Source organism: Mesorhizobium kamtschaticum (assembly GCF_056174585.1).
On record NZ_CM149691.1, the window covers coordinates 4,719,696 to 4,742,409 of the forward strand.

Consider the following 22,714-nt stretch of genomic DNA (forward strand, 5'->3'; position numbering starts at 1 on the left):
CCGAACCCACTCATGCTTCACGCGCATGGAAGGAGTTTGCAATGACCCAACTCACCAGCTTCATCCGGGAAATCATGCCCGCCTGGCTGCGGCGGCGCTCTGACCCGCAAAGCGGTGATGCCAAGACGGCAGCCCAGCCGTTGCGTCCCGAAGACGCCGACGCGGTCTGGCGCAAGGCTGTCGAGAACGATTTGTTTGGAGCCAACACGACGGATTATGCCGAGACCGGCGGGAAGGGCCGCAATCGCCATTGACGGTTGCGCTCAGCCGTCCCCGAAAACCAGCGAGACATTGCCGCCGGCATGGCGTTCGAGCCGGCCGGCGAGGTCGAGTTCCAAAAGCACCATGAAGACCTGGGCCGGGTGCAGGCCGGTGTGGCGGATGATTTCGTCGACCGACACCGGCGTCGGGCCAAGCGCCTCGATGACCTCTGCGCGATCGCTCTCGCCGGGCGGCGGCGTGGCCGAGAAGTCGGGCGGGTCTTCAAAGGGCGGCACGTCAGGCGCCCGCATACCGGTCAGCGGCGCGATCGCCCTGGAAATATCCGATGCCTCGGTGACCAGCGTGGCGCCGTCCTTGAGCAGGCCGTTGGTGCCGGCGGCGCGTGGGTCAAGTGGCGAGCCCGGCACGGCGAAGACCAGCCGGCCCATTTCACCGGCAAGCCTGGCGCTGATCAGTGAGCCGAACGTTGTGCCGCCTCGACCACCACCAGCCCAAGGGCCGCACCTGCGACAAGGCGGTTGCGGCGTGGAAAATCCTGGGCGCGCGGCTGCCAGCCGAACGGCATTTCCGAAATGATGGCGCCGCGCTCGGCGATTTCCGCGCACAGGCCGGCATTTTCGGGCGGATAGGGAAGGTCGAGGCCTCCGGCCAGCACGCCGATCGTGCCGGTCGCGAGGCTGCCTTGATGCGCCGCCGTGTCGATGCCGCGCGCCAGGCCGGAGACGATGCCATAGCCGTTGCCGCCAAGATCGGCGGCCAGCATGCGCGCCATCTTGATGCCGGCCAGCGATGCGTTGCGGGCGCCGACGATGGCAATGCCCGGCAGCCGGAAGACAGCGGCATTGCCTTTGACCGCCAGAAGGGGTGGAGGATTGTCCATACTTCTCAGCAGGGATGGATAGTCGGGCTCGCCGATACCGACAAAACGCGCGCCAGTCTTGCGGGCTGCCTCGAGTTCGGCCTCGGCTTCGGCGATCGACGGAATGCGGGCGATCCGGCTGGCGCCGCCGGAAATCATCAGTTCCGGCAGGATTTCGAGCGCGACCTCGGCGGACCCGAAGCGGTTGATCAGGTCGCGAAAGGAGGCTGGGCCGACATTCTGGGTGCGGATCAGCCGCAACCAGCTCAGCCGCTGCCGGTCGCTGAGGCGCGGCCCGGCGGCCGGATCGCTCACCGCGGTGGCGTGCTCGCTCACCCCTTGGCTCCGATCTTGCCCTCGGTGTCGGCCAGCAGCCGCGAAATGTTCGCCCTGTGCTTGATGAAGACGATGACGCTCATCACCACGAACAGGATGGCAATCTGCGGTGTGCTCATGAAATAGAGGGCGATCGGCACGACGACGGCCGCCGTCAGTGCTGCCAGCGATGAGAAGCGAAACAGGTATGCCATCACCAGCCAGACGACGGCGAAGATCAGCGCCACCTGCCAGGCAAGGCCGATCAGCACGCCAAGATAGGTCGCGACGCCCTTGCCGCCCTTGAAGCCAAGCCAGGCCGGGAAGAGATGGCCGAGAAAGGCGCCGAGGCCGGCCCAGATCGCCGTTTCCGGCGCGAAATGGCCAGCAATCAGCACGGCGGCCGTGCCCTTCAGCGCATCGAGCAGCAAGGTCGCGGCGGCCAGGCCCTTGTTGCCAGTGCGCAGCACATTGGTGGCGCCGATATTGCCGGAGCCGATCTTGCGCACATCACCAAGGCCGGCGGCACGGGTAAGCAGCAGCCCGAAGGGAATCGAGCCGAGCAGATAGCCGAAAACAAGTGCTGGGATGATACCGTAGTTCATTGTTTCCCCCGTATTTTCTTATGTCATCGCCTTGGCCTGCGTTCAAGCCAAGGCGCAGACGAACGAGTCACCGATCAGGGGTCCTTCGCCTGGCGCTCTTTGGACGATTCGCCAGCCGCAGCCCTCCACCAGACGGGCAAGGAAATCAGGATTGTAAAAGCACATGCCGCCGTTCTTGTCCGGGCTCCTGTCTTCGAACTCGGCGATCCCGGCATCCAGGAAGCAAGTGAAAAGGAGGCGGCCCTCGGCTGCCGTATGGCGGCGCAGGAGGGTGAAGATGAACGCCGCGTCATCCGGGCTCTGGTGGGTGATCACAGAAAATAGCGAGACGACGTCAAAGGCCTGCAAGGGCAGCGGGAGTTCCGTCTGATTGGAGAGTGGGCGCCCTTTCGGATTATAGAGCGGGTGATGCGCGTCCAGAGGGACATAGGAGAAACGGGGGTCGAGTACGGTGGAGCGCAGGAAGTCGATCATCTCCGCGAAGCAGTCGACACCGGTGTAGGATCGGATCGGAATCCTGCGATTTAGAATAGCCTGGGTGAACCGGACGCCGCAGCCGAAGTCGAGGAGCCGGCTGGCTGCGAGGGTCTTCAATCCGATCTGCTGCCGCATCCTCTCCAGCAGCCAGGCACCGCTATCCTCCGGCGGCATCAGGGAACTCACCTTCTGGGAATTCCGGTTGAATTTCTGCGTCACGATGATCTTCGGCGCGGGACGAAGGCGATGCCACATCGACTGCAACCAGGAAGGATGATGCGATCTCATGGCAAAGGCTCTTGGAAGAGGCGGTGGATGACAGAAGATTGGCTGGTCGGCAGGGTTAAACTGAGAATACTGTGCGGCCTGCCACCAGTGTTTGCAAGACCTTGCCTTGCAGGCGCGCGCCCTCGAAACAGGTGTTTTTCGAGCGCGAGCGAATGCCGCTTTCGCTGACTATCCAGGGTTCGTCGAGATCGACAAGCGCAAGATCGGCGACAGCACCCGGCTTCAGCGTCCCGCCGGGCAAGCCGAACAGTTTTGCCGGCGCGGTGGAGAGCGTTTCGATCAGCCGCAGCAGCGGCACATCACCATTGTGGTAGAGCCGCAAGGCGGCACCAAGCAGTGTCTCGAGCCCGATGGCCCCGGCCGCCGCGTCGGCGAAGGGCAGGCGCTTGGTGTCGACATCCTGCGGATCATGCGAGGAGACGATGATGTCGATGGTGCCGTCCCTGACCGCCTCGATCATCGCCAGCCGGTCTTCCTCGGCGCGCAAAGGCGGCGTCAGGCGGAAGAAGGTGCGGTATTCGCCGACATCGTTTTCATTGAGCGACAGATTGTGGATCGACACGCCAGAAGTGACGGCAGCACCATCGGCTTTGGCGCGCGTCACGGCGTTTGCCGCCATTGCCGTCGAGATTTTTGCCGCGTGATAGGAGCCGCGCGTCAGACGGGCCAGAGCCAGATCACGTTCCAGCGGGATCGATTCGGCTTCACGCGGAATACCGGAGAGGCCGAGCCAGCTGGCGTACAGGCCTTCGTTCATGACGCCTGAGGAGCCGAGGTCGGCATCCTGCGTTTCATGCACGATGGTGGCGCCGAAGTCGCGGGCATAGGTCAGCGCGCGGCGCATCACCAGCGCGCTTGAAATGGTGTGGCGGCCATCGGTGAAGGCGACGGCGCCGGCCTCGCGCAACAGGCCGAACTCGGTCATCTCGCGGCCGTCGAGGCCCTTGGTGATCGCCGCCGCCGGGAAGATGTTGACGATCGCCGTGTCCTTGGCGGTGCGCAGCACGAACTCGACCAGTGCCACATTGTCGATGACCGGGTCGGTATCGGGCATCATGACGACGGAGGTGACGCCGCCGGCCGCCGCCGCGACGCTCGCCGAGGCGATGGTTTCGCGATGCTCGCCGCCCGGTTCGCCGATGAAGACGCGGCCATCGATCAGGCCGGGAATAATGGCCTTGCCAGCGCAATCGATGATGATAGCGCCATCGGGCGCGCCCTGGTTCAACGCTGCCTTGCCCGCGGCAACGATCTTGCGGCCATCGACAATGACGGAGCCGACTTCGTCGATGCCGCGCGAGGGGTCGACGATGCGGGCGCGTTCAAAGACCGTCGTGCTCATGCGCCGCGGCCCTCTTGATTACGACGGGGATCGAGCAGCGCTTCCATCACCGCCATGCGCACGGCAACGCCCATTTCCACCTGCTCCTGGATGACGCTTTGCGGGCCGTCGGCGATTTCCGAGGCGATCTCGACGCCGCGGTTCATCGGGCCTGGATGCATCACCATTGCGTCGTCCTTGGCGGCCTTCAGCTTTTCGGCGTCGAGGCCGAAATAGCGGAAATATTCGCGCACCGAAGGCACGAAGGCGCCTTCCATCCGCTCACGCTGCAGGCGCAGCATCATCACCACGTCGGCGTCCTTGAGGCCCTCGGCCATCGAACGGGTGACGATGACGCCCATCCTCTCGATACCGGAGGGCAGCAGCGTCGAAGGCGCGACGACCCGGACCTGCGCCCCGAGCGCGTTGAGCAGCATGATGTTGGAGCGCGCCACGCGCGAATGCAGGATGTCGCCGCAGATCGCGACGATCAGCTTCGACAGCGGACCCTTGGCGCGGCGGATGGTCAGCGCGTCGAGCAGCGCCTGTGTCGGGTGTTCGTGCGCGCCGTCGCCGGCATTGACGACGGAGCAGCCGACCTTTTGGGCCAGAAGGGCGGCGGCACCCGCCGACTGGTGGCGGATGATCAATATATCGGGCCGCATGGCATTCAGCGTCATCGCGGTGTCGATGAGCGTCTCGCCCTTCTTCACGGAAGAGCTTGCCACCGACATGTTCATGACATCGGCGCCGAGCCGCTTTCCGGCCAGCTCGAAAGACGACTGCGTCCGGGTCGAGGCTTCGTAGAACAGGTTGATCTGGGTGCGGCCGCGCAGCGTCGAGGTTTTCTTCTCGGACTGCCGTGAGATCGCGACCGCCCGATCCGCCCTGTCGAGCAAAAGCTCGATGTCGGCGGGCGAAAGATCGCTGATGCCCAGAAGATGGCGGTGAGGATAGAGTGGCAGGGACGAAGCGTCGGTCATCTCAAGGGGCTGCTATAGGGTGCGGATTTTGCGCCTGCAAGCACCAGCTTTGGATTGGCGCCGTTCTCCCCGGTATTTTCGTCGCGCGCACGGCAACGCTTGGCTATATCTAGCCGATGGCCTCGGATTCGTGGCTTTCGCACGATAGGGACCTTTCTACCGATTGAAGGATTGGGCGTGACCGACGACGTAACGAACCAGCCGCCGCCGCTGACGGGCGGCAATGCCTGGCGAGGCGATCCGTTGCTGATCCAGCTTGCCGAGCGTTTTTCCGACCCGGTGCGCAAGGATCTCGACGGTCTCGGCCGTTTCGTCCTCACGCAGGAAGCGCAGGAACTGGCGCGCCTGGCCAATGTCGAGACGCCGAAACTCAGGACGCATGATCGCCAGGGACGGCGCCTCGACCTGGTCGAATTCCATCCCGCCTACCACGCCTTGATGCGCCGTTCGGTGGCGTACGGGCTGCATTCTTCTGTCTGGGAAAATGGTGACGCCGAGATCGGCCGCCGCCATCAGGTGCGCGCCGCGCGCTTCTATCTGACCGCCGAACTCGAGACCGGGCATCTCTGCCCGATCACCATGACCAGTGCCTCGCTGGCGGCACTCATGGCCAGTCCAAAACTGTTCCGCGAATGGGCGCCGCGCGTGACGACGCGCAAATACGACCAGAGCCAGAAGCCGCCGGTCGAGAAGACCGGGCTGACGCTCGGCATGGGCATGACCGAGAAACAGGGCGGTACGGATGTGCGCGCCAATGTGACCAGGGCCGAACGCGCCGGCAGCGGTTTCTATCGCCTGACCGGGCACAAATGGTTCATGTCGGCGCCGATGTCGGACGCCTTCCTGGTGCTGGCGCAGGCGCCGGAGGGACTGTCGTGCTTCCTCGTGCCGCGTGTTCTCGGTGACGGATCGGGCAACGGCTTCCGCTTCCAGCGGCTGAAGGACAAGCTCGGCAACCGCTCCAACGCGTCTTCCGAGGTCGAATTCGTCAACGCCATCGGCGAGATGGTCGGCGAACCTGGCGCCGGCGTGAAGACGATCATGGACATGGTGACCTTGACCCGGCTCGACTGCGCGGTGGCGTCGTCGGCGATCATGCGGGCAGGGCTGGCGGAAGCGGTTCATCATGCCCGCCATCGCCAGGTGTTCGGCTCGACCTTGATCGAGCAGCCGCTGATGCAGCGCGTGTTGGCCGATATGGCGCTGGATGTTGCCGCCGCCACCGCTCTGTCGTTCCGGCTGGCGCGCTCCTTCGACGAGGCGGCGAGCGATCGCGGCGAGGCGGCGTTTGCCCGCGCCATGACGGCGGTCGTCAAATACTGGGTGTGCAAGATCGCGCCGCCGCTGCTCTACGAAGCGATGGAATGCCTCGGCGGCAATGGCTATGTCGAGGAGGCACCGCTCGCCCGCTACTATCGCGAAGCCCCTGTCAATGCGATCTGGGAAGGGTCGGGCAATGTCATGGCGCTCGACGTGTTGCGTGTGCTCGGCCGCGCGCCTGGCCTGTTCGAAGAGGTGCTGGCCGGCATCGACCGTGACCTCGGCGCCGGCGGGCGCGGCACGATCGGTGTGTTGAAGGCGGCGATGCAGGTGGCTTCGACCGATGAGGGCTCGGCACGCCTGCTGACGGAACAGCTCGCGTTGTCGGCCGCGGCGGCGGAACTGCGCCGGCTGGGGGCAGGGCGGATTGCCGATGCCTTTGTCGAAACGCGTCTGGCCGGCCAGTGGCGCAACACCTATGGCATGCTCGATGCGCGCCACGACGCGCGCATGATCATCGACACGCTCTATCCGCCGGTGAACTGAACCGGGAGCGGCGCGCGGCTGGATTTTTCGATCAGTTGCACGCATCTGCGAGCATCGTCGTGCGCCCTGTGGATCGCCGTTAACCTTAACAAATGGTTTCCGTTGCGGCGGCGAGCGGCAAAGCCCACTGTCATTCCTGCCGAAGCAGGAACCACGATGCGACACGTACTGACCTCCTTTCTGTCTGTGCACTGGGCAATTGTCTTCGCCTTGCTGGCGCTGATCTGCATCGACGGAGACCGCGGTGTGACGGCAGCCCTCGGCGTCCTCGGTGTGACCGTCGAGAGTGCCCGCTTCGTCAATCTGGAAAACATCGTCGTGGTCGCGCCGCTGGCGATCGCCTTGCTGGTCGTGTCGGTGCTTTTCTTCTGGGCCTTTGTCGATTCCCTGATCAACGATGCCACCAGCCCGGGCGCCGACAGCGTCGTTCGCATCGCTTTCATCTCAGCGTCTGGCGTCTTGTCGATGATCCTGATTGGCGGTGCGGCCCAGGGCATCAACGGTCTGTTCATGGTGGTGGCCGTGCAACTCGCCGCACTGCTGGCCTCCTATGTCGCGATGCTTGCCGAGCGGCGCTCGGCAGCGGTGTCTGATGACGCCGCTTTCCACGCCACGGCGCACAACATGGCGAAGGCAGCGGCCCACAATTCGCTGCTCTCGCTGATATCGGGTCGGACAAGCCCCAGCCGGACCGGCCCTAAAGCGAAGGGAGGCCGCTGATGCGCTACATCTTCGCATTTTGGGCGGCCCCGATGGCGCTGTTCTGGGGCTGGTTCTATCTGTCGGCCAATGACATGAATTTCGGCTATGTGATGCTCAGCCGGCAGATGCATGACTTCTTCTTCCAGCTCTATGGCCAGATGCTAGGCGTCGATCCAACGATCATCCCGGGCTTGGTGGCGAAGACGTGCATCTTCGATGGATTTCTGCTGATGGCGCTGTGGGCGTTCCGCCGTCGCCGCGAAATCGCCGGCTGGCTTAAACAGCGCTGGGAGGGTCCGGTTCCGTTCGAGCGGATGCAGCGAGCGACTGAAGCCGGTCCAAAACTCCCTGCAGAATAAAGGCCGCGGCCGCCGAATCGATCTTGCCGGCGCGCTTGGCGCGCGAGAAATCCATCTCGATCAGCGTCCTCTCGGCCGCCACCGTCGACAGCCGCTCATCCCAGAACACGAAGGGCAGGTCGCTCAGCTGCGCCATGTTGCGCACGAAGGCGCGTGATTTCTGCGCACGCGGACCTTCCGAACCGTCCATGTTGATCGGCAGTCCGATCACAATCGCGCCGACATTCTCCTTCGCCAGCAAGGCCAGAAGCATGGCGGCATCGAGTGAGAATTTCCTTCGCATGATGACCGGTCGTGGATGAGCGAAGCAGAATCCCCGGTCGGAAACCGCGACGCCGATCGTCTTGTCGCCGAGATCGAGCCCCGCCAGTGTCTTGCCGCCGGCGAGCCGCGCGGGCAATTCCTCGATCGTGATAATACTCAACGGCCGTCCTTCGCCTTTCACCACCACGTGTTTTGTCAAACGCGCAACGGACACAGTAACCCTTTGATCTCGGGACCATCGGCGTTCTATCCTCTGGCCCGACAAAAATCGAGGAATGCATTCATGAAACTGACCTGGTACGGCCATTCGGCCTTCCGTATCGAAACCGGCGACTCCAAGATCCTCATCGACCCCTATCTGATCGGCAATCCGTCCTGGACGGGTGGCTGGGAAGGGCCGGCCGAAGGAATCACGCATGTTCTGCTGACGCATGGACACAACGACCACATCAGCGGCGCGCTGGAAGTGCTCGGCAAAAGCGGCGCCCAGCTGGTCGCCAATTTCGAGATCTGCATGTATCTGGTCGGCAAGGGCGCCGACGGCAACAAGATCAATCCCGGCAACATCGGCGGCACGGTCGATTGCGGCGGCTTCACCACCACTTTCGTCCAGGCGCTGCACTCCTCCTCGTTTGGCGAAGAGGGCGGCACGAACGTCTATCTCGGCAATCCGGGCGGGCTGGTCCTGCATTTCCCGGAAGACAAGACGCTCTATCATATGGGCGATACCGATATCTTCTCCGACATGGCGCTGATCAACGAACTGCATGAGCCGAAGATCGGCATCGTGCCGATCGGCGACCGCTTCACCATGGGCGGTGCGGTGGCGGCACTTGCCTGCCGCCGCTTTTTCAAGTTCGACACGGTCGTCCCTTGCCACTTCGGCACGTTTCCGATGATCGATCCGACGCCTGAGAAATTCGAGGCTGGCCTGGAAGGATCCGGTGTTAAGGTCGCATTGCCTCGGATCGGTGAGACGATTACGATCTAGAAATAGCTAAAGCGGAACAAATCCATGGCGTTGCGGCAAACTCTTTTCATTTCGATGTTTGCCGCGGCGTCGCCCGCGCTCGCCGCGGATGACTTCATCGAAGGCGTCTACCTGCAGTCCGAGGAGCTTTGTGCGCAGGCCAAAAAGGATACGCTGCAGACGCTGATCGACGCCGGCAACATCGTGTTGTCGGCGCACGGTCTGCAAGGCGTCGAATACAATTGCGAGTTCGTTCAGGTCAGCAAGGCGACACGCTCGCCGAGCTGGGCGGTGACGGCGATCTGCCAGGAGCCGGGCTATGTCTTTCCCGACGTGCTCTCGGTGACGCAAATGAACCCGACGCAGGTCGATCTCGTATCGGTCCGGCCGATCGATGACGAAAGCGAGGCAAGCGGCAACAGCGGCAGCTACTATCTGTGCGAGGGTGTTGCCCTGCCATGACGATGATGCAGCGCATCAGGTCGCTTTTCCGCCGTGAGCGGCTGGTGTTCCCAAAACTGGAACTGCATGTCGCGCATGGCTGCAATCTGTCTTGCGACAGCTGCTCGCACTACTCCAATCACGGCCATTCCGGCAGCGTCTCGCTTGAGGAGGCGGACCGCTGGATGGGGCTGTGGAGCCGGCGCATAGACGTTGTCTGGTTCTCCATCCTGGGCGGAGAACCCACCATCCATCCGGAGCTGCCGTCCTTCGTCGGGCTGGTTCGTCGGCACTGGCCTGGTGCCCGCATAGAGATCGTCAGCAACGGCTTTTTCCTGCACCGTCATCCGACATTGCCGGCGATTCTCGCTGCCGATGGCAACACCCAATTGAGTGTTTCGGTTCATCACGCCTCCGAGGAGTACCAGGAAAAGTTGAAGCCGGTCTTCGCTCTCCTGGAGGCGTGGCGCCGGGAACACGGGATATATGTTCAGATCCGCCCATCAGACAAGAATTGGACCCGTCGCTACGAAGGCTTCGGCGACGCCATGTTGCCCTTCGAGGATGGCGACCCCCGCGCCAGTTGGGAAATCTGTCCGGCTCGCGAATGCAGGCAACTCCATGCCGGGCAGATCTGGAAGTGCGCGCCTCTCGCCTATCTGCCGATGCAGAAGGCAAAATACCGCCTCTCCGACAAGTGGGATCCCTATCTGGCATATCGGCCCCTTGAGCCAGGCTGTTCCACGGCGAAATTGCGAGCCTTTGCCGCGCTGGAAGACGAGGGCGCATGCAGCATGTGTTCGTCAAGCAAGCGATTGTTCGAGTTGCCCAACCCGCTGCGCCGCCCGAAAGACCGGGCCAGCATCGCTGTATAGGCTTGCCATGATGCATGTTGCGCACCGCGCGCGGCGCCGCTATAGCCCGGACTGGTTTTCCCCCGAGGCAAATACATGTCCGTTGATCTTCAGACTGTGAAGCGCGTCGCGCGTCTCGCCCGCATCGCGGTAAGCGAGGAAGATGCAGAACGCATGACCGGCGAGCTGAACGCCATACTGGGCTTTGTCGAGCAGTTGAACGAGGTCGATGTGTCCGGTGTCGAGCCGATGACCTCGGTGACGCCGATGGAGATGAAGAAACGCCAAGACGTCGTTACCGACGGCAACAAGGCGGCCGACATTGTCGCCAACGCGCCGGCGACCGAAGAGAATTTCTTCCTGGTGCCAAAGGTCGTGGAGTAAGGCGCCGATGGCAATCGAGATCGCCATCGAGACGCCGCTGCAGGACGACGTGCGCGGCCTGGTCAAGGAACTCAACGAGACCTTGCTGGAACTGACGCCGCCGGAGCATTGCTATCATCTGACGGTCGAGCAGATGGCCGGCAAGGACACGAGCGTTTTCATCGCCCGCGACGATGGCATCGCCATCGGTTGTGGCGCGCTGAAGCGCCACGACGATGCCATTGGCGAGGTCAAGCGCATGTATACGCGGCCTTCGCATCGCGGCAAGATCGGCGCCGGCATCGTCGAGCGGGTCGAGGCGCTGGCGAGGCAGGAAGGGCTGAGGCGGCTGGTGCTGGAGACGGGTGATCGTCATCCCGCCGCCTGGGCCGTCTACGAACGTGCCGGGTTCTCGCGCTGCGGCCCGGTGCTGGATTATCCCGATTCCGAGTGGTCGGTTTTTTACGAAAAGAGCCTTTGATGAGCGACCTGACCCGACTGACGATTTCGCAGGCCCGCGCCAAGCTGCGCGGCAAGGAAATCACCGCGACCGAGATCACCGAGGCCTATCTCGCGGCGATCGATCGCGCCAATCCGGCACTCAATGCCTATGTCGCGGTGACCGGCGACAGGGCGCGCGACATGGCCAAGGCGTCCGACGCCAGGCTGGTCAAGGGCGAGGGCGGTGCGCTCGAAGGCATTCCGCTGGGGATCAAGGACCTGTTCGGCACCGAAGGCGTCCATACCCAGGCCTGCAGCCATGTGCTCGACGGCTTCAAGCCGCGCTACGAATCGACCGTTACCGCCAATCTGTGGGCCGACGGCGCCGTCATGCTCGGCAAGCTCAACATGGACGAGTTCGCCATGGGCTCGTCCAACGAGACGTCCTATTACGGCCCCGTCATCAACCCGTGGCGGCGCTCGCGCCTCGACACGGTGGTGATGCCGACGACGCATCAGGGCGACGGCGGCTTCGTCTCGGCCGGCGGCACGAAAACCCAGCGCAGCCTGGACAATGCACAGCTGGTGCCGGGCGGTTCATCTGGTGGATCGGCGACCGCTGTCTCGGCCTTTTTGTGCGCCGGCGCCACCGCGACCGATACGGGCGGCTCGATCCGCCAGCCAGCCGCTTTCACCGGCACCGTCGGCATCAAGCCGACCTATGGCCGCTGCTCGCGCTGGGGCATCGTCGCCTTCGCCTCGTCGCTCGACCAGGCCGGCCCGATCGCCCGCGACGTGCGCGACGCCGCGATCATGCTCAAGTCGATGGCATCAGTCGATCCGAAGGACACGACCTCGGTCGATCGCCCGGTGCCGGACTATGAGGCGGCGATCGGCAAGCCGATCAAGGGCATGAAGGTTGGCATTCCCAAGGAATACCGCGTCGACGGCATGCCCGAAGAGATCGAGGCGCTGTGGCAGAAGGGCATTGCCTGGCTCAGGGATGCCGGTGCCGAGATCGTCGACATTTCGCTGCCGCACACCAAATACGCGCTGCCGGCCTACTATATCGTGGCGCCCGCAGAAGCTTCGTCCAACCTGGCGCGCTATGACGGCGTCCGCTACGGCTTGCGCGTGCCGGGCAAGGATATCGTCGACATGTACGAGAAGACCCGCGCCGCTGGTTTCGGCCGCGAGGTCAAGCGCCGCATCATGATCGGCACCTATGTGCTGTCGGCCGGCTATTACGACGCCTACTATCTGCAGGCGCAGAAGGTGCGCAACCTGATCAAGCGCGACTTCGAGAATGTCTTTGCCGCCGGCGTCGATGTCATCTTGACCCCGGCGACGCCGTCCGCCGCCTTCGGCATCGCCGACGAGGATATGGCGGCCGATCCGGTCAAGATGTACCTCAACGACATTTTCACCGTCACCGTGAACATGGCCGGTCTGCCGGGCATTGCCGTGCCCGCCGGCCTCGACCCCAAGGGGCTGCCGCTCGGCCTGCAGCTGATCGGCCGGCCGTTCGAGGAAGAAACGCTGTTCCAGACCGCTGCCGTCATCGAACAGGCGGCCGGCACATTTCAGCCGGAGAAGTGGTGGTAAGGGTATCGCTCGTCTGAAAAGGGTGAGCGATGTTCTACTATCTTTCCAAGATCTTCGGTTTCTTTATCCAGCCGCTCAACCTGACGATCTTCCTGCTTCTGGCGGGGCTGATTGCCGGGCTGGTCGGCCGGCGGCGGCTGGCCATCACTGGCAGCGTGCTGGCGTTTCTGGTCCTTGCGCTGTCGGCCTGGACGTCACTCGGCGCCATGATGCTCAATCCACTCGAGGAGCGTTTTCCACGACCGCCGCTGCCGCAAAAGGTCGACGGCATTGTCGTGCTCGGCGGCGGGTTCGAGGGCGCCATCAACCTCGCGCGGGGCGGTTATGAATTGAGCAGCGGCGGCGATCGCATGGTCGAGACCGCAATCCTCGCCCTGCGCTTCCCACAGGCCAAGGTGGTTGTATCAGGCGGAAACGGCTCGCTTTTCCTTGATGGCGAGGGAGACGCCGACACCGCGCCCCGCCTGCTCGTCCCGCTGGGTGTATCGGCCGATCGGCTTGTCCTCGAGGACAAGTCCCGCAACACCTATGAAAATGCGGTCTTCAGCCGCAAACTCGTCGAACCGAAGCCGGGCGAGACCTGGCTGCTGGTGACCTCCGCCTTCCATATGCCACGGGCCAAGGCGCTGTTCGACAAGGCGGGTTTTCCAACCGTCGCATGGCCGGTCGACTATCGCACCTCGGGCAAGGAGGGTGTCGGCTTGTTTCGCGACAATGCCGCCGATTCTCTGGAGAATACGACCACGGCGATCCGCGAATGGATCGGGCTTTTCGCCTATTGGCTTTCGGGCCGCATCGATCAGCCTTTTCCAGCACCTGGCGGCTGACCGATGACGGCGCGCCGCGCCGCCGAGAAGAATTGGCGCCGCACCAGCACGGCCAGCAGCAGAAGCGTCGACAGCACGAACACCACCGGATCGACGAACCAGCCGAGATAGCCGATCGAGAAGAACACGCCGCGCAGGCCCGAGTTGAAGTGCTTGCCGGCCAGCATGTTCATCTGCGCCGCGCGCCACACCGCCGTTTGCGTGACCGGATTGCGCGAGGCTTCGCCATGCGGGATCGGCACGGCGCCGATCAGGATCGAGCAATAGTTGAACAGGCGATAGGCCCAGCCGAATTTGAAGAAGGAAAACGCCAGGATCAGCACCAGTCCCAACACCTTGATCTGAAAGGCCGAGCGCGACGGCGCGCCGCCGAGCGGCAGGTTGCTCAGCACTTCAAGCACCCGGTCGGACGCGCCGAGCAAAGCAAAGCAGCCGCCAAGCGCGATCAGCGAACTGGAGGCGAAGAAGGCGGTTCCTTGCTGCAGGCCGCTCATGATGGCGGTGTCGACGATGCGGATTTCACGCTCGGCCATGGTGCGCATCCAGGCCTCGCGCTGCGCATTCATCGCCGTCGTCAGCGACACCCGGCTGACCAGCCTGCCGTCGGAAGCGAGCGTGTGCAGCAGCCACGCGATCAGGAAGAGGGCCAACGCCCCGAGATCGGCCGCAGACAGATAGGAGGAATCACCCATGGGCTGAATTTACCACATCCAGCGCGGTCGCTTCGATGCCGACTCCCGCGAACGACAGCAATGTCGCTGCCGGAGCAAACAAGGTCGGCAGGTGCTGCGCCGCGATTGTCAAAAGAGCGGAAACATCGCGGGAATTCCTATATGTAGTCCCCGACGCGACTCCAGGAGACAACGTGTTCCTTTCGGTTTTCGACCTGTTCAAGATCGGCATCGGCCCCTCCAGCTCGCACACGATGGGGCCGATGACGGCCGCCGCCCGCTTCCTGGACGAGATCCTCAATGGCGACTGGCCGCGACCTGCCGGTGTCGCGGTGGATCGCGTCGGCGCCAGCCTGCATGGCTCGCTCGCCTATACCGGCATTGGCCATGGCTCGGACCGCGCCGTGGTGCTTGGTCTTGCCGGCCTGACACCGCAAACCGTCGACCCGGATCAAGCCGAGGGGATTGCTGGCCGCATCGCTGCCGAAAAGCGCCTTTCGCCGCCCGGCCATCCCTCCTATCGCTTCGACCCGGCCGCCGATCTGGTGCTCGACCGCAAGACGCCGCTCACGGGTCACGCCAATGGCATGGCGTTCTATGCCTATGATGCCGGCGACCGCCTGCTGCTCAAGCGCATCTACTATTCGATCGGCGGCGGCTTCGTGGTTTCGGAAGAAGAGCTGCAGCGGATGAAGGCCAAGGGGTCGGTGACGACCGAAGGCAAGAAAGTGCCTTATCCCTTCAAGAACGCCGTCGAGATGCTGAAGATGGCGGCCAAGAGCGGTCATTCCATTGCCGAGATGAAGCGCGTCAATGAGGAAACGCAGATGTCGCGCGAAGAGCTCGACTCCGGCCTCGATGCCATCTGGGGTGCGATGAAGAGCTGCATCGACCGCGGCCTGTCGCAGGACGGCATCATGCCGGGCGGGCTGAAGGTGCGGCGCCGTGCGCGCATGCTGCACGACAAGCTGCAGGAGCAGTGGCAGCAGAACAAACCCAATCCGTTGCTCGCCAATGACTGGCTGTCGATCTACGCCATGGCCGTCAACGAAGAGAATGCGGCCGGCGGCCGCGTCGTCACCGCGCCGACCAATGGGGCAGCCGGCACGCTGCCGGCGGTGCTGCGCTACTGGCTGCATTTCCATCCCGAGGCCGACCAGCCGAGCATCCGCGACTTCCTGCTGACGGCGGCCGCCGTCGGCGGCATCATCAAGACCAATGCCTCGATCTCGGGCGCCGAAGTTGGCTGCCAGGGCGAGGTCGGGTCCGCCTCGGCGATGGCTGCGGCCGGCCTGTGCGCCGTCATGGGCGGCACGCCAATGCAGGTCGAGAATGCCGCCGAGATCGCGCTCGAACACCATCTCGGCATGACCTGCGATCCGGTCGGCGGGCTGGTCCAGGTGCCGTGCATCGAGCGCAATGCACTCGGCGCGGTCAAGGCGGTGACCGCCGCGTCACTGGCGATCAAAGGTGACGGCGTCCACTTCGTACCGCTCGACGCGGCGATCGAGACCATGCGCCAGACCGGCCTCGACATGAACGAGAAGTATAAGGAAACCAGCCTTGGCGGGCTTGCTGTCAATGTCGTGGAGTGCTGAGGGGCTGGCCTAAACCGGCACTGTGGAGAAGTCCGTCAGGCCGTTGACGTCGCGGCGCTCCGGACTAACCTTAGCGGATGGCTCTCAATCTCCTAAAACTGTGCGTCGGCTGCGACAGCGTCGAGGATCTCGAGGAATGGATCGAGTTCCGTCTCGACGAACGGCGTCGGGCCGGCGAACCGGCCGAACACTGGCACACCACCCGCATGGTGCCGACGCGTGGCGCCGAAATCACCGATGGCGGTTCGCTCTACTGGGTGGTCAAGGGCAATGTGCAATGCCGTCAGTTGATCACCGAGATCCGGCCGTTCATCGATGACGAAGGCATCGGCCGCTGCCATCTGATGCTCGATCCGCAGGTCGTTCGCACCGACTGGCAGCCGCGCCGGGCCTTTCAGGGCTGGCGCTACCTGAAACCGTCCGATGCACCAGTTGATCTCGGCAAGGGCAAGGCCGGGCTGGTCGAGATGCCGCCGAAACTCAGGCGCGAGCTTGCCGATCTCGGCTTGCTGTAGCCCATCGCTCAGAAGCGTTGCCTGTTCCGGCTGGGGCTTTTCCTGGCCCTCCATCTTGCTTCGCACTGGACTTGCAAGCAGCGCGGCAACGCCACATCTTGAATTTCATGCGCGATGAAAGCTGTCGAACTCGACAAAGAATCGCGGCGTTGGCGAAGCCAGTTCGCATGGCAGACCTCGTGCTGTCCAAGCGAAGGCCATGATTCCGGCGCAGAAAAAGTGTTTGATGAAATGACGCGGCTGTCCAGGCGGGCAGGGAATCCGCGGGGTGGTGGGAAATGTTAGGCGCAATTATCGTCCTGGTCGCATTGCTGCTGGTGCTGCTGATCGTAACCACGGCGTTTCTTCGCGCCGATCCGGCCAGCCTCGCGAGCACGACGAGAACATTGGGGCCGATCCTGCTGGCGCTGGTGGGTGGTGCCGTGCTTCTGGTCGGGCGAAGCGGAATCGGCGGCGTCATGCTGTTCGTCGCAATCGGCTGGTATTTCGCCACGCGCACGAACCGGCCTGATGTCACTTTGGCGCCGGGAAAACGCTCAACGGTGCGGACGGCAGCGCTCGAGATGGAACTCGATCACAATACGGGCGGCCTCGAAGGGCTGGTTCTGGCTGGCCGCCATGACGGCAAGATGCTTGGCGCGATGGGCCTTGTGGAGTTGCAGCATCTCTACCGCGAACTCTCCGGCGATGCGGAGAGCCGCCAGTTGCTAGAGACGTATCTTGACGGCAGATTTCCCGTCTGGCGCAAAAACACTGAGACGAACGGTGGCGAAGGGCTGGGTGTTGCGCCAGGTCCGGGCGCCATGACTAAGGAGGAGGCCTACAAGGTCCTTGGTCTTGAAGCGGGGGCCGCCGCGGCGGATGTCCGCAAGGCGCACCGCCGCCTGATGCAGCGCCTGCACCCCGATATCGGCGGCACGTCTTCCTGGCGGCGCGAATCAACGAAGCCAAGGACGTCTTGCTCTCCAATCACAACTAGTCTCCTTCGACGCAAAAAATTTCCGGGAGATCGCTTCCACGCCATCCTATTGCTGGACGGCGTAGCACTCGATTTTCTTCTTCTTCAAAGCGGTACAGGCCTTCCAGGCGGCGTCCTTCGAACCGAAGCCGCCGAAGCGGGCGCGGTAGTAGGTGACCCCATCCTTGTCGAAGGCGACGGTGAAGCCTGAAGCATCCGCCAGCACCTTGGGCGCCTGCTTGGTGGTCTTGTCGAGAAATGCCTGGGCTTCCGACTGTTTCGGCGACGAGGCGACCTGGATGGCCCAGCCCGACGGCACCGACGCGGTGTTGACCGGATCGACAGTTGGCGTCGGCTCGACAGCCGGCGGCGACGGCTCGGCATAGGCAGCCACGACCTGTGCGGTGGCGACCTTCGGCGCAGCGACGATGACGGTCTTCACCTTCTTTGCCGGGACAACCAGCTTGGGTGCTTCGGCCTCGGCGCTCTCTTCATCATCACCTTGATCATCACCCTGCGCAACAGTCGCGTCTTCGGCAACGGCTGTGTCGTCGGCGCTGGCCACCGCCACCGGCTTGTCGTCCGGGGTCGGCGCGTCGTGCTTGGGCAGGAGAACCTTGGCAAGCGCCTTGATCGGATTGCTGCTGCTGTCAGCCTTGGCGACCAGGTCGCCGCCGCCGCGGGTCGAGGCCCTCGGCATGTAGGTGTTGATCAGGTTCGCCATCTGGTTGTCGCGGCTGCCGCCCGACGTGCCGCCCATGACAACGGCGACGAGCCGGCGGTTGCCGTCGTTGACCGACGAGACGAGATTGAAGCCGGAGGCGCGGGTGTAACCGGTCTTGATGCCGTCGACGCCCTTGATGCGTCCGAGCAGACGGTTATGGCCGTTGATCCGCTGGCGGCCGTAGAGAAAGGAACGCTGCGAGAAATAGCCGTAATATTGCGGGAAATGCTCCCGCAGCGCGATGCCGAGGGTGGCCATGTCGCGCGCGGTGGTGAACTGGCCGGGGTCGGGCAGGCCGTTGGCGTTGCGGAAGACAGTGCCGTTCATGCCGAGCTGCCGTGCCTTGGCGGTCATCATGCGGGCAAAAGTGGGTTCATCGCCGCCGAGCATTTCACCCAGCGCGGTGGCCGAATCGTTGGCCGATTTGGTGACGATCGACAGGATCGCGGTCTCGACCGAGACCGAACCGCCCGGCTTCACGCCGAGTTTCGTCGGCGCCTCGGCGGAGGCGTGGGCCGAAAACACGACCTGCGAATTCCTGCTGATCTTGCCCTTCGCCATCGCTTCGAAGGTCAGATAAAGCGTCATCATCTTGGTCAGCGACGCCGGGTAGCGCCTGCCATTGGCATCCGCGGAGTACAGCACCTTGCCGGTCTTGGCGTCCACGACAATGGCCGCCGGCCGCGCTGCCAGCGACGAGGCAACGTCGGCGCAAACGAAGGTCAACGCCAAGGCGAAGACCATGATCGCTTTGAGGGGGGAGGTGGATTTGGAAACGATGCCCAACAACGCCTGACGCACTGATATTTCCCTTGAATTCTTCGTTGCCTTGGAGGCGGCAAAGGGTTCCTGCCTCACTTCCAGCCAAGCTAGCGGGGCAGCGTTACCAATCCGTTTATGGTAACCGCCGCGTTCACCATTTTCTTCGGGCTTGAAGCTCACTTTATTTGATTTTTAGCCATTGCCTGCGCAGGCGGCCTCGGCACGCCGGCGAAATATTGACTTTTGTGCGGCGCACAATATATTAAGGTGCATTGCACAAGGGCGCCCCCGAAGAAGGACGCCTCAACCGTCAAGGGAATCGTGAAATGACCCAGACCTATGAGGACTTCAGCAAATACGGCAAGGATTTCGCCGATACCGGTTTGAAGAGCTTCGCTTCGCTGTCCAAGGGCGCTCAGGCGATCGCCACCGAGGCCGGTGAGTACACCAAGAAGAGCTTTGAGGCGGGCAGCGCCGCTGTCGAGAAGCTGTTTTCGGCCAAGTCGCTGGACAAGGCGATCGAGATCCAGTCCGACTACGCCAAGCAGTCCTACGAGGCGTTCGTCGCCGAGGCCACCAAGATTGGCGACCTCTATGCCGAACTCGCCAAGGAAGCTTACAAGCCGTTCGAATCGATCGTTGCCAAGGCGAAGTAATTTCGCCTAGGCGAAGCAATCTTCGCCTGACAAGTTCAAATCCGGCCCCTTGGGTTCGGGACAAAACCCGGTCGCGGAAGCGCGGCCGGGTTTTTCATGTCAATTTCCCATCTGAAACCGCATAGCGCTTCACGATTGCGAAAATCAGCCAAGTTTGGGCACCTAGCCATATTGTCAGCTAACCAGAAGGGCTTAAAATCGTCCATCGAACACCTACATGTCGAACTCGCATGGGGATTCGAAAGAGGCAGGATTACGTGACGATCGGTTTGACTGCCACGAGACAAGTGGCGCGGATGGCAAACGGCGGCGGCGACGGCAATGAAGCCGGCCGCGGGACCGCCGTCATCACGCGCACCAAAACCAAAACCAAGAAGCCCAGCCTTTACCGGGTCCTCATCCTCAACGACGACTACACTCCGATGGAGTTCGTGGTTCACGTGCTGGAGCGGTTTTTCCAGAAGGACCGCGAAGCCGCCACACGCATCATGCTTCATGTTCACAATCATGGAGTGGGCGAGTGCGGGGTCTATACATTCGAGGTGGCCGAGACCAAAGTGTCTCAGGTCATGGATTTCGCCCGACAGAATCAGCATCCGCTGCAATGCGTGATGGAGAAGAAGTGAGGTAACATGCCGGCTTTCTCCCAAGGCCTGGAAAAGGCGCTTCACCAGGCGCTGACGCTCGCCAATGAGCGGCACCATGAATACGCAACCCTTGAACATCTGCTGCTCGCGTTGATCGACGACACCGAGGCGGCCGCCGTCATGCGCGCCTGCAACGTCGATCTCGATGAGCTGAAGCACACTGTTCTCACCTATATCGACACCGAGCTCGACAATCTGGTCACCGGCTACGATGAGGAATTCCAAGCCGACCGCCGGCTTCCAGCGCGTCATCCAGCGCGCGGTGATCCACGTGCAGTCGTCGGGCCGCGAGGAAGTTTCGGGCGCCAACGTGCTCGTCGCCATCTTCGCCGAGCGCGAGAGCCATGCCGCCTATTTCCTGCAGGAACAGCAGATGACCCGCTATGACGCGGTCAACTACATCTCGCACGGCATCGCCAAGCGCCCCGGCGCATCGGAGACGCGCTCGCCGCGCGGCGCCGATGACGAGCAGGGCGGCCAGAACGGCGCCGAGCCGCAGGAGGAAGGCGGCAAGAAGAAGCAGCAGCAGGACGCGCTGACCGCTTATTGCGTCAACCTTAACAACAAGGCCAAGGCCGGCAAGATCGACCCGCTGATCGGCCGTGAGTCGGAGATCAACCGCACCATCCAGGTGCTGTGCCGCCGCTCCAAGAACAACCCGCTCTATGTCGGTGATCCCGGCGTCGGCAAGACGGCGATCGCCGAGGGCCTCGCCAAGCGCATCGTCGAGGGCGATGTTCCCGAAGTGCTGCACAACGCCACCATCTTCGCGCTCGACATGGGCACGCTGCTGGCCGGCACGCGCTATCGCGGCGATTTCGAGGAGCGGCTGAAGCAGGTCGTCAAGGAACTCGAGGACTATCCGGGTGCGGTGCTGTTCATCGACGAGATCCACACCGTGATCGGTGCGGGTGCCACGTCAGGCGGCGCCATGGACGCTTCGAACCTGTTGAAGCCGGCTTTGTCGTCTGGTGCGATCCGCTGCATCGGCTCGACCACCTACAAGGAATTCCGCCAGTTCTTCGAGAAGGACCGCGCTCTGGTGCGGCGTTTCCAGAAGATCGACGTCAACGAGCCGACCATCGAGGACGCCATCGAGATCATGAAGGGCCTCAAGCCCTACTATGAGGAATTCCACAAGGTGAAGTTCACCAACGAGGCGATCAAGGCTTCGGTGGAACTGTCGGCGCGCTACATCAACGACCGTAAGCTGCCGGACAAGGCGATCGACGTGATCGACGAGACCGGCGCCTCGCAGATGCTGGTGCCGGAAGCCAAGCGCAAGAAGACCATCGGCATCAAGGAGATCGAAGCCACGATCGCCACCATGGCCCGTATCCCGCCGAAGACGGTTTCGGCCGATGACGAGAAGGTGCTGCAGGGCCTCGACATCGAGCTGAAGCGCGTCGTCTATGGCCAGGACACCGCCATCACCGCGCTGACCTCGGCGATCAAGCTGGCACGTGCCGGCCTGCGCGAACCGGAAAAGCCGATCGGCTCCTACCTGTTCTCGGGTCCGACCGGCGTCGGCAAGACCGAAGTGGCCAAGCAACTCGCCGCCTCGCTCGGCGTTGAACTGATCCGCTTCGACATGTCGGAATATATGGAACGCCACACTGTCTCGCGGCTGATCGGCGCGCCTCCCGGCTATGTCGGCTTCGACCAGGGCGGCCTGTTGACCGACGGTGTCGACCAGCATCCGCACTGCGTGCTGCTGCTGGACGAGGTCGAGAAGGCGCATCCGGATCTGTTCAACATCCTGTTGCAGGTGATGGACCATGGCAAGCTGACCGACCACAACGGCAAGCAGATCGACTTCCGCAATGTCATCCTGATCATGACCACCAATGCGGGCGCATCCGATGCGCAGCGCGCGGCGATCGGTTTCGGTTCGACCAAGCGCGAAGGCGACGATGTCGAGGCGATCAACCGGCTTTTCACGCCGGAATTCCGCAACCGTCTCGATGCGATCATCCCGTTCGGCTCGCTGCCGGTGCCGGTCATCCATCAGGTGGTGCAGAAGTTCGTCATGCAGCTCGAGGCGCAGCTCTCCGAGCGTGGCGTCACCTTCGACCTGTCGCCGGATGCGATCGCCTGGCTCGCCGACAAGGGCTATGACGAGCGCATGGGCGCGCGGCCGCTCGGCCGTGTGATCCAGGAGCACATCAAGAAGCCGCTGGCCGACGAGGTGCTGTTCGGCAAGCTCAAGAAGGGCGGCACGGTGCGCGTCACCGTCGAGAAGAAGGAAACCGGCGAGACCGGCCTGAAGCTCGAATCGCTGGCCGACGAGGCACCGGTGAAGCCGAAGAAGGAGGAGCCGGAAGACGCGCCGAAGCCGCCCAAGGCCGTGGCGGCCAAGAAGCCTGCCGCCAAGAAGCTTGTGGCGCAGAAGCCGGAGCCCAAGGGCAAGGATGGCGGCAAGCGCAGCCTGGTCCCGCAACTGCCCCGCAAGGGCTGATCGGCACTCACTCGAAAAAGCCC

At 63.2% G+C, this 22,714-nt stretch carries 22 protein-coding genes and 3 pseudogenes; 17 read left to right on the plus strand and 8 right to left on the minus strand.

The features are described from left to right. Positions 1-41 precede the first annotated feature (41 nt). Positions 42-254, plus strand: coding sequence for a hypothetical protein (locus AC0V7N_RS23300; RefSeq protein WP_475450690.1), 213 nt, complete (start codon positions 42-44; stop codon positions 252-254). Positions 255-263: 9 nt separating this feature from the next. On the opposite strand, the pseudogene dprA reads toward AC0V7N_RS23300, so the two are convergent. From dprA to AC0V7N_RS23325, 5 genes and pseudogenes are all read right to left on the minus strand, one after another. Beyond that, positions 264-1,396 (minus strand): annotated as a pseudogene (gene dprA / locus AC0V7N_RS23305) (DNA-processing protein DprA). Between the two features lie 17 nt (positions 1,397-1,413). After that, complete coding sequence (gene plsY, locus AC0V7N_RS23310; protein WP_475450691.1) at positions 1,414-2,001, minus strand: glycerol-3-phosphate 1-O-acyltransferase PlsY; 588 nt, start codon at positions 1,999-2,001, stop codon at positions 1,414-1,416. Between the two features lie 42 nt (positions 2,002-2,043). Next, positions 2,044-2,697 carry a methyltransferase domain-containing protein gene (locus AC0V7N_RS23315; RefSeq protein ID WP_496627287.1) on the minus strand — a complete coding sequence of 218 codons (654 nt, stop codon included), beginning with the start codon at positions 2,695-2,697 and terminating at the stop codon, positions 2,044-2,046. Positions 2,698-2,821: 124 nt separating this feature from the next. Then, entirely contained in the window at positions 2,822-4,108 is a 1,287-nt protein-coding gene (locus tag AC0V7N_RS23320; RefSeq protein WP_475450693.1) for a dihydroorotase, read from the minus strand. Further along, positions 4,105-5,070 carry an aspartate carbamoyltransferase catalytic subunit gene (locus tag AC0V7N_RS23325; protein WP_027044583.1) on the minus strand — a complete coding sequence of 322 codons (966 nt, stop codon included), beginning with the start codon at positions 5,068-5,070 and terminating at the stop codon, positions 4,105-4,107. Before AC0V7N_RS23325 ends, AC0V7N_RS23320 begins: the two co-directional genes overlap by 4 nt. 177 nt (positions 5,071-5,247) lie before the next feature. On the opposite strand from AC0V7N_RS23325, the gene AC0V7N_RS23330 reads away from it, so the two are divergent. The 3 genes from AC0V7N_RS23330 (at position 5,248) to AC0V7N_RS23340 (ending at position 7,937) form a co-directional block, all read left to right on the plus strand. Further along, positions 5,248-6,876 (plus strand): DNA alkylation response protein, encoded by a 1,629-nt coding sequence (locus tag AC0V7N_RS23330; RefSeq protein WP_475450694.1) that lies wholly within the window; start codon positions 5,248-5,250, stop codon positions 6,874-6,876. A gap of 156 nt (positions 6,877-7,032) precedes the next feature. Further along, positions 7,033-7,596, plus strand: a complete 564-nt coding sequence (locus tag AC0V7N_RS23335; protein ID WP_475450695.1) for a hypothetical protein — start codon at positions 7,033-7,035, stop codon at positions 7,594-7,596. Beyond that, on the plus strand, positions 7,596-7,937 hold the full coding sequence (locus tag AC0V7N_RS23340; RefSeq protein ID WP_172228752.1) for a DUF6105 family protein: 342 nt from the start codon (positions 7,596-7,598) through the stop codon (positions 7,935-7,937). Before AC0V7N_RS23335 ends, AC0V7N_RS23340 begins: the two co-directional genes overlap by 1 nt. Here AC0V7N_RS23340 and ruvX read toward each other — a convergent pair. After that, entirely contained in the window at positions 7,855-8,361 is a 507-nt protein-coding gene (gene ruvX, locus AC0V7N_RS23345) for a Holliday junction resolvase RuvX (RefSeq protein ID WP_475450696.1), read from the minus strand. The genes AC0V7N_RS23340 and ruvX overlap by 83 nt on opposite strands. A 123-nt stretch (positions 8,362-8,484) precedes the next feature. Between ruvX and AC0V7N_RS23350 the strand changes: the two genes are divergently transcribed. From AC0V7N_RS23350 to AC0V7N_RS23380, 7 genes are all read left to right on the plus strand, one after another. After that, positions 8,485-9,192 carry a metal-dependent hydrolase gene (locus AC0V7N_RS23350; protein ID WP_475450697.1) on the plus strand — a complete coding sequence of 236 codons (708 nt, stop codon included), beginning with the start codon at positions 8,485-8,487 and terminating at the stop codon, positions 9,190-9,192. A 24-nt stretch (positions 9,193-9,216) separates the two neighbouring features. After that, a complete protein-coding gene (locus AC0V7N_RS23355; protein ID WP_475450698.1) occupies positions 9,217-9,633 on the plus strand; it encodes a hypothetical protein in 417 nt (138 codons plus the stop codon). Positions 9,634-9,635: 2 nt separating this feature from the next. After that, positions 9,636-10,487, plus strand: a complete 852-nt coding sequence (locus AC0V7N_RS23360; protein ID WP_475450699.1) for a radical SAM protein — start codon at positions 9,636-9,638, stop codon at positions 10,485-10,487. Positions 10,488-10,562: 75 nt separating this feature from the next. Continuing rightward, complete coding sequence (gene gatC, locus AC0V7N_RS23365; protein ID WP_010909575.1) at positions 10,563-10,850, plus strand: Asp-tRNA(Asn)/Glu-tRNA(Gln) amidotransferase subunit GatC; 288 nt, start codon at positions 10,563-10,565, stop codon at positions 10,848-10,850. A gap of 7 nt (positions 10,851-10,857) precedes the next feature. Further along, positions 10,858-11,310 (plus strand): GNAT family N-acetyltransferase, encoded by a 453-nt coding sequence (locus AC0V7N_RS23370; protein WP_475450700.1) that lies wholly within the window; start codon positions 10,858-10,860, stop codon positions 11,308-11,310. After that, positions 11,310-12,875: an amidase gene (locus tag AC0V7N_RS23375; protein WP_475450701.1), complete on the plus strand. Its 1,566-nt coding sequence runs from the start codon at positions 11,310-11,312 to the stop codon at positions 12,873-12,875. Before AC0V7N_RS23370 ends, AC0V7N_RS23375 begins: the two co-directional genes overlap by 1 nt. A gap of 29 nt (positions 12,876-12,904) precedes the next feature. Beyond that, the gene (locus tag AC0V7N_RS23380; protein ID WP_475450702.1) at positions 12,905-13,702 is read left to right on the plus strand and encodes a YdcF family protein; all 798 of its coding nucleotides are present in this window, start codon (positions 12,905-12,907) and stop codon (positions 13,700-13,702) included. Here AC0V7N_RS23380 and AC0V7N_RS23385 read toward each other — a convergent pair. Next, a complete protein-coding gene (locus tag AC0V7N_RS23385) occupies positions 13,675-14,394 on the minus strand; it encodes a DUF599 domain-containing protein (protein WP_475450703.1) in 720 nt (239 codons plus the stop codon). The two genes, AC0V7N_RS23380 and AC0V7N_RS23385, sit on opposite strands and share 28 nt — an antisense overlap. A 173-nt stretch (positions 14,395-14,567) precedes the next feature. On the opposite strand from AC0V7N_RS23385, the gene AC0V7N_RS23390 reads away from it, so the two are divergent. From AC0V7N_RS23390 to AC0V7N_RS23400, 3 genes and pseudogenes are all read left to right on the plus strand, one after another. After that, positions 14,568-15,971 (plus strand): L-serine ammonia-lyase, encoded by a 1,404-nt coding sequence (locus AC0V7N_RS23390; RefSeq protein ID WP_496627288.1) that lies wholly within the window; start codon positions 14,568-14,570, stop codon positions 15,969-15,971. A 77-nt stretch (positions 15,972-16,048) separates the two neighbouring features. Then, entirely contained in the window at positions 16,049-16,486 is a 438-nt protein-coding gene (locus AC0V7N_RS23395; protein ID WP_475450704.1) for a DUF1489 family protein, read from the plus strand. Between the two features lie 278 nt (positions 16,487-16,764). After that, positions 16,765-17,465: pseudogene (locus AC0V7N_RS23400) on the plus strand (DnaJ domain-containing protein). A gap of 46 nt (positions 17,466-17,511) precedes the next feature. Here the strand turns inward: AC0V7N_RS23400 and AC0V7N_RS23405 are convergent. Next, positions 17,512-18,969 (minus strand): SPOR domain-containing protein, encoded by a 1,458-nt coding sequence (locus AC0V7N_RS23405; protein ID WP_475450706.1) that lies wholly within the window; start codon positions 18,967-18,969, stop codon positions 17,512-17,514. Positions 18,970-19,256: 287 nt separating this feature from the next. Here AC0V7N_RS23405 and AC0V7N_RS23410 point away from each other — a divergent pair, with 287 nt between their 5' ends. The 3 genes and pseudogenes from AC0V7N_RS23410 (at position 19,257) to clpA (ending at position 22,691) form a co-directional block, all read left to right on the plus strand. Beyond that, on the plus strand, positions 19,257-19,586 hold the full coding sequence (locus AC0V7N_RS23410) for a phasin family protein (protein WP_172228772.1): 330 nt from the start codon (positions 19,257-19,259) through the stop codon (positions 19,584-19,586). 296 nt (positions 19,587-19,882) lie between these two features. Next, positions 19,883-20,212: an ATP-dependent Clp protease adapter ClpS gene (clpS, locus tag AC0V7N_RS23415; protein WP_027029050.1), complete on the plus strand. Its 330-nt coding sequence runs from the start codon at positions 19,883-19,885 to the stop codon at positions 20,210-20,212. Between the two features lie 6 nt (positions 20,213-20,218). After that, positions 20,219-22,691, plus strand: a pseudogene (clpA, locus tag AC0V7N_RS23420) (ATP-dependent Clp protease ATP-binding subunit ClpA). Positions 22,692-22,714: the final 23 nt, after the last annotated feature.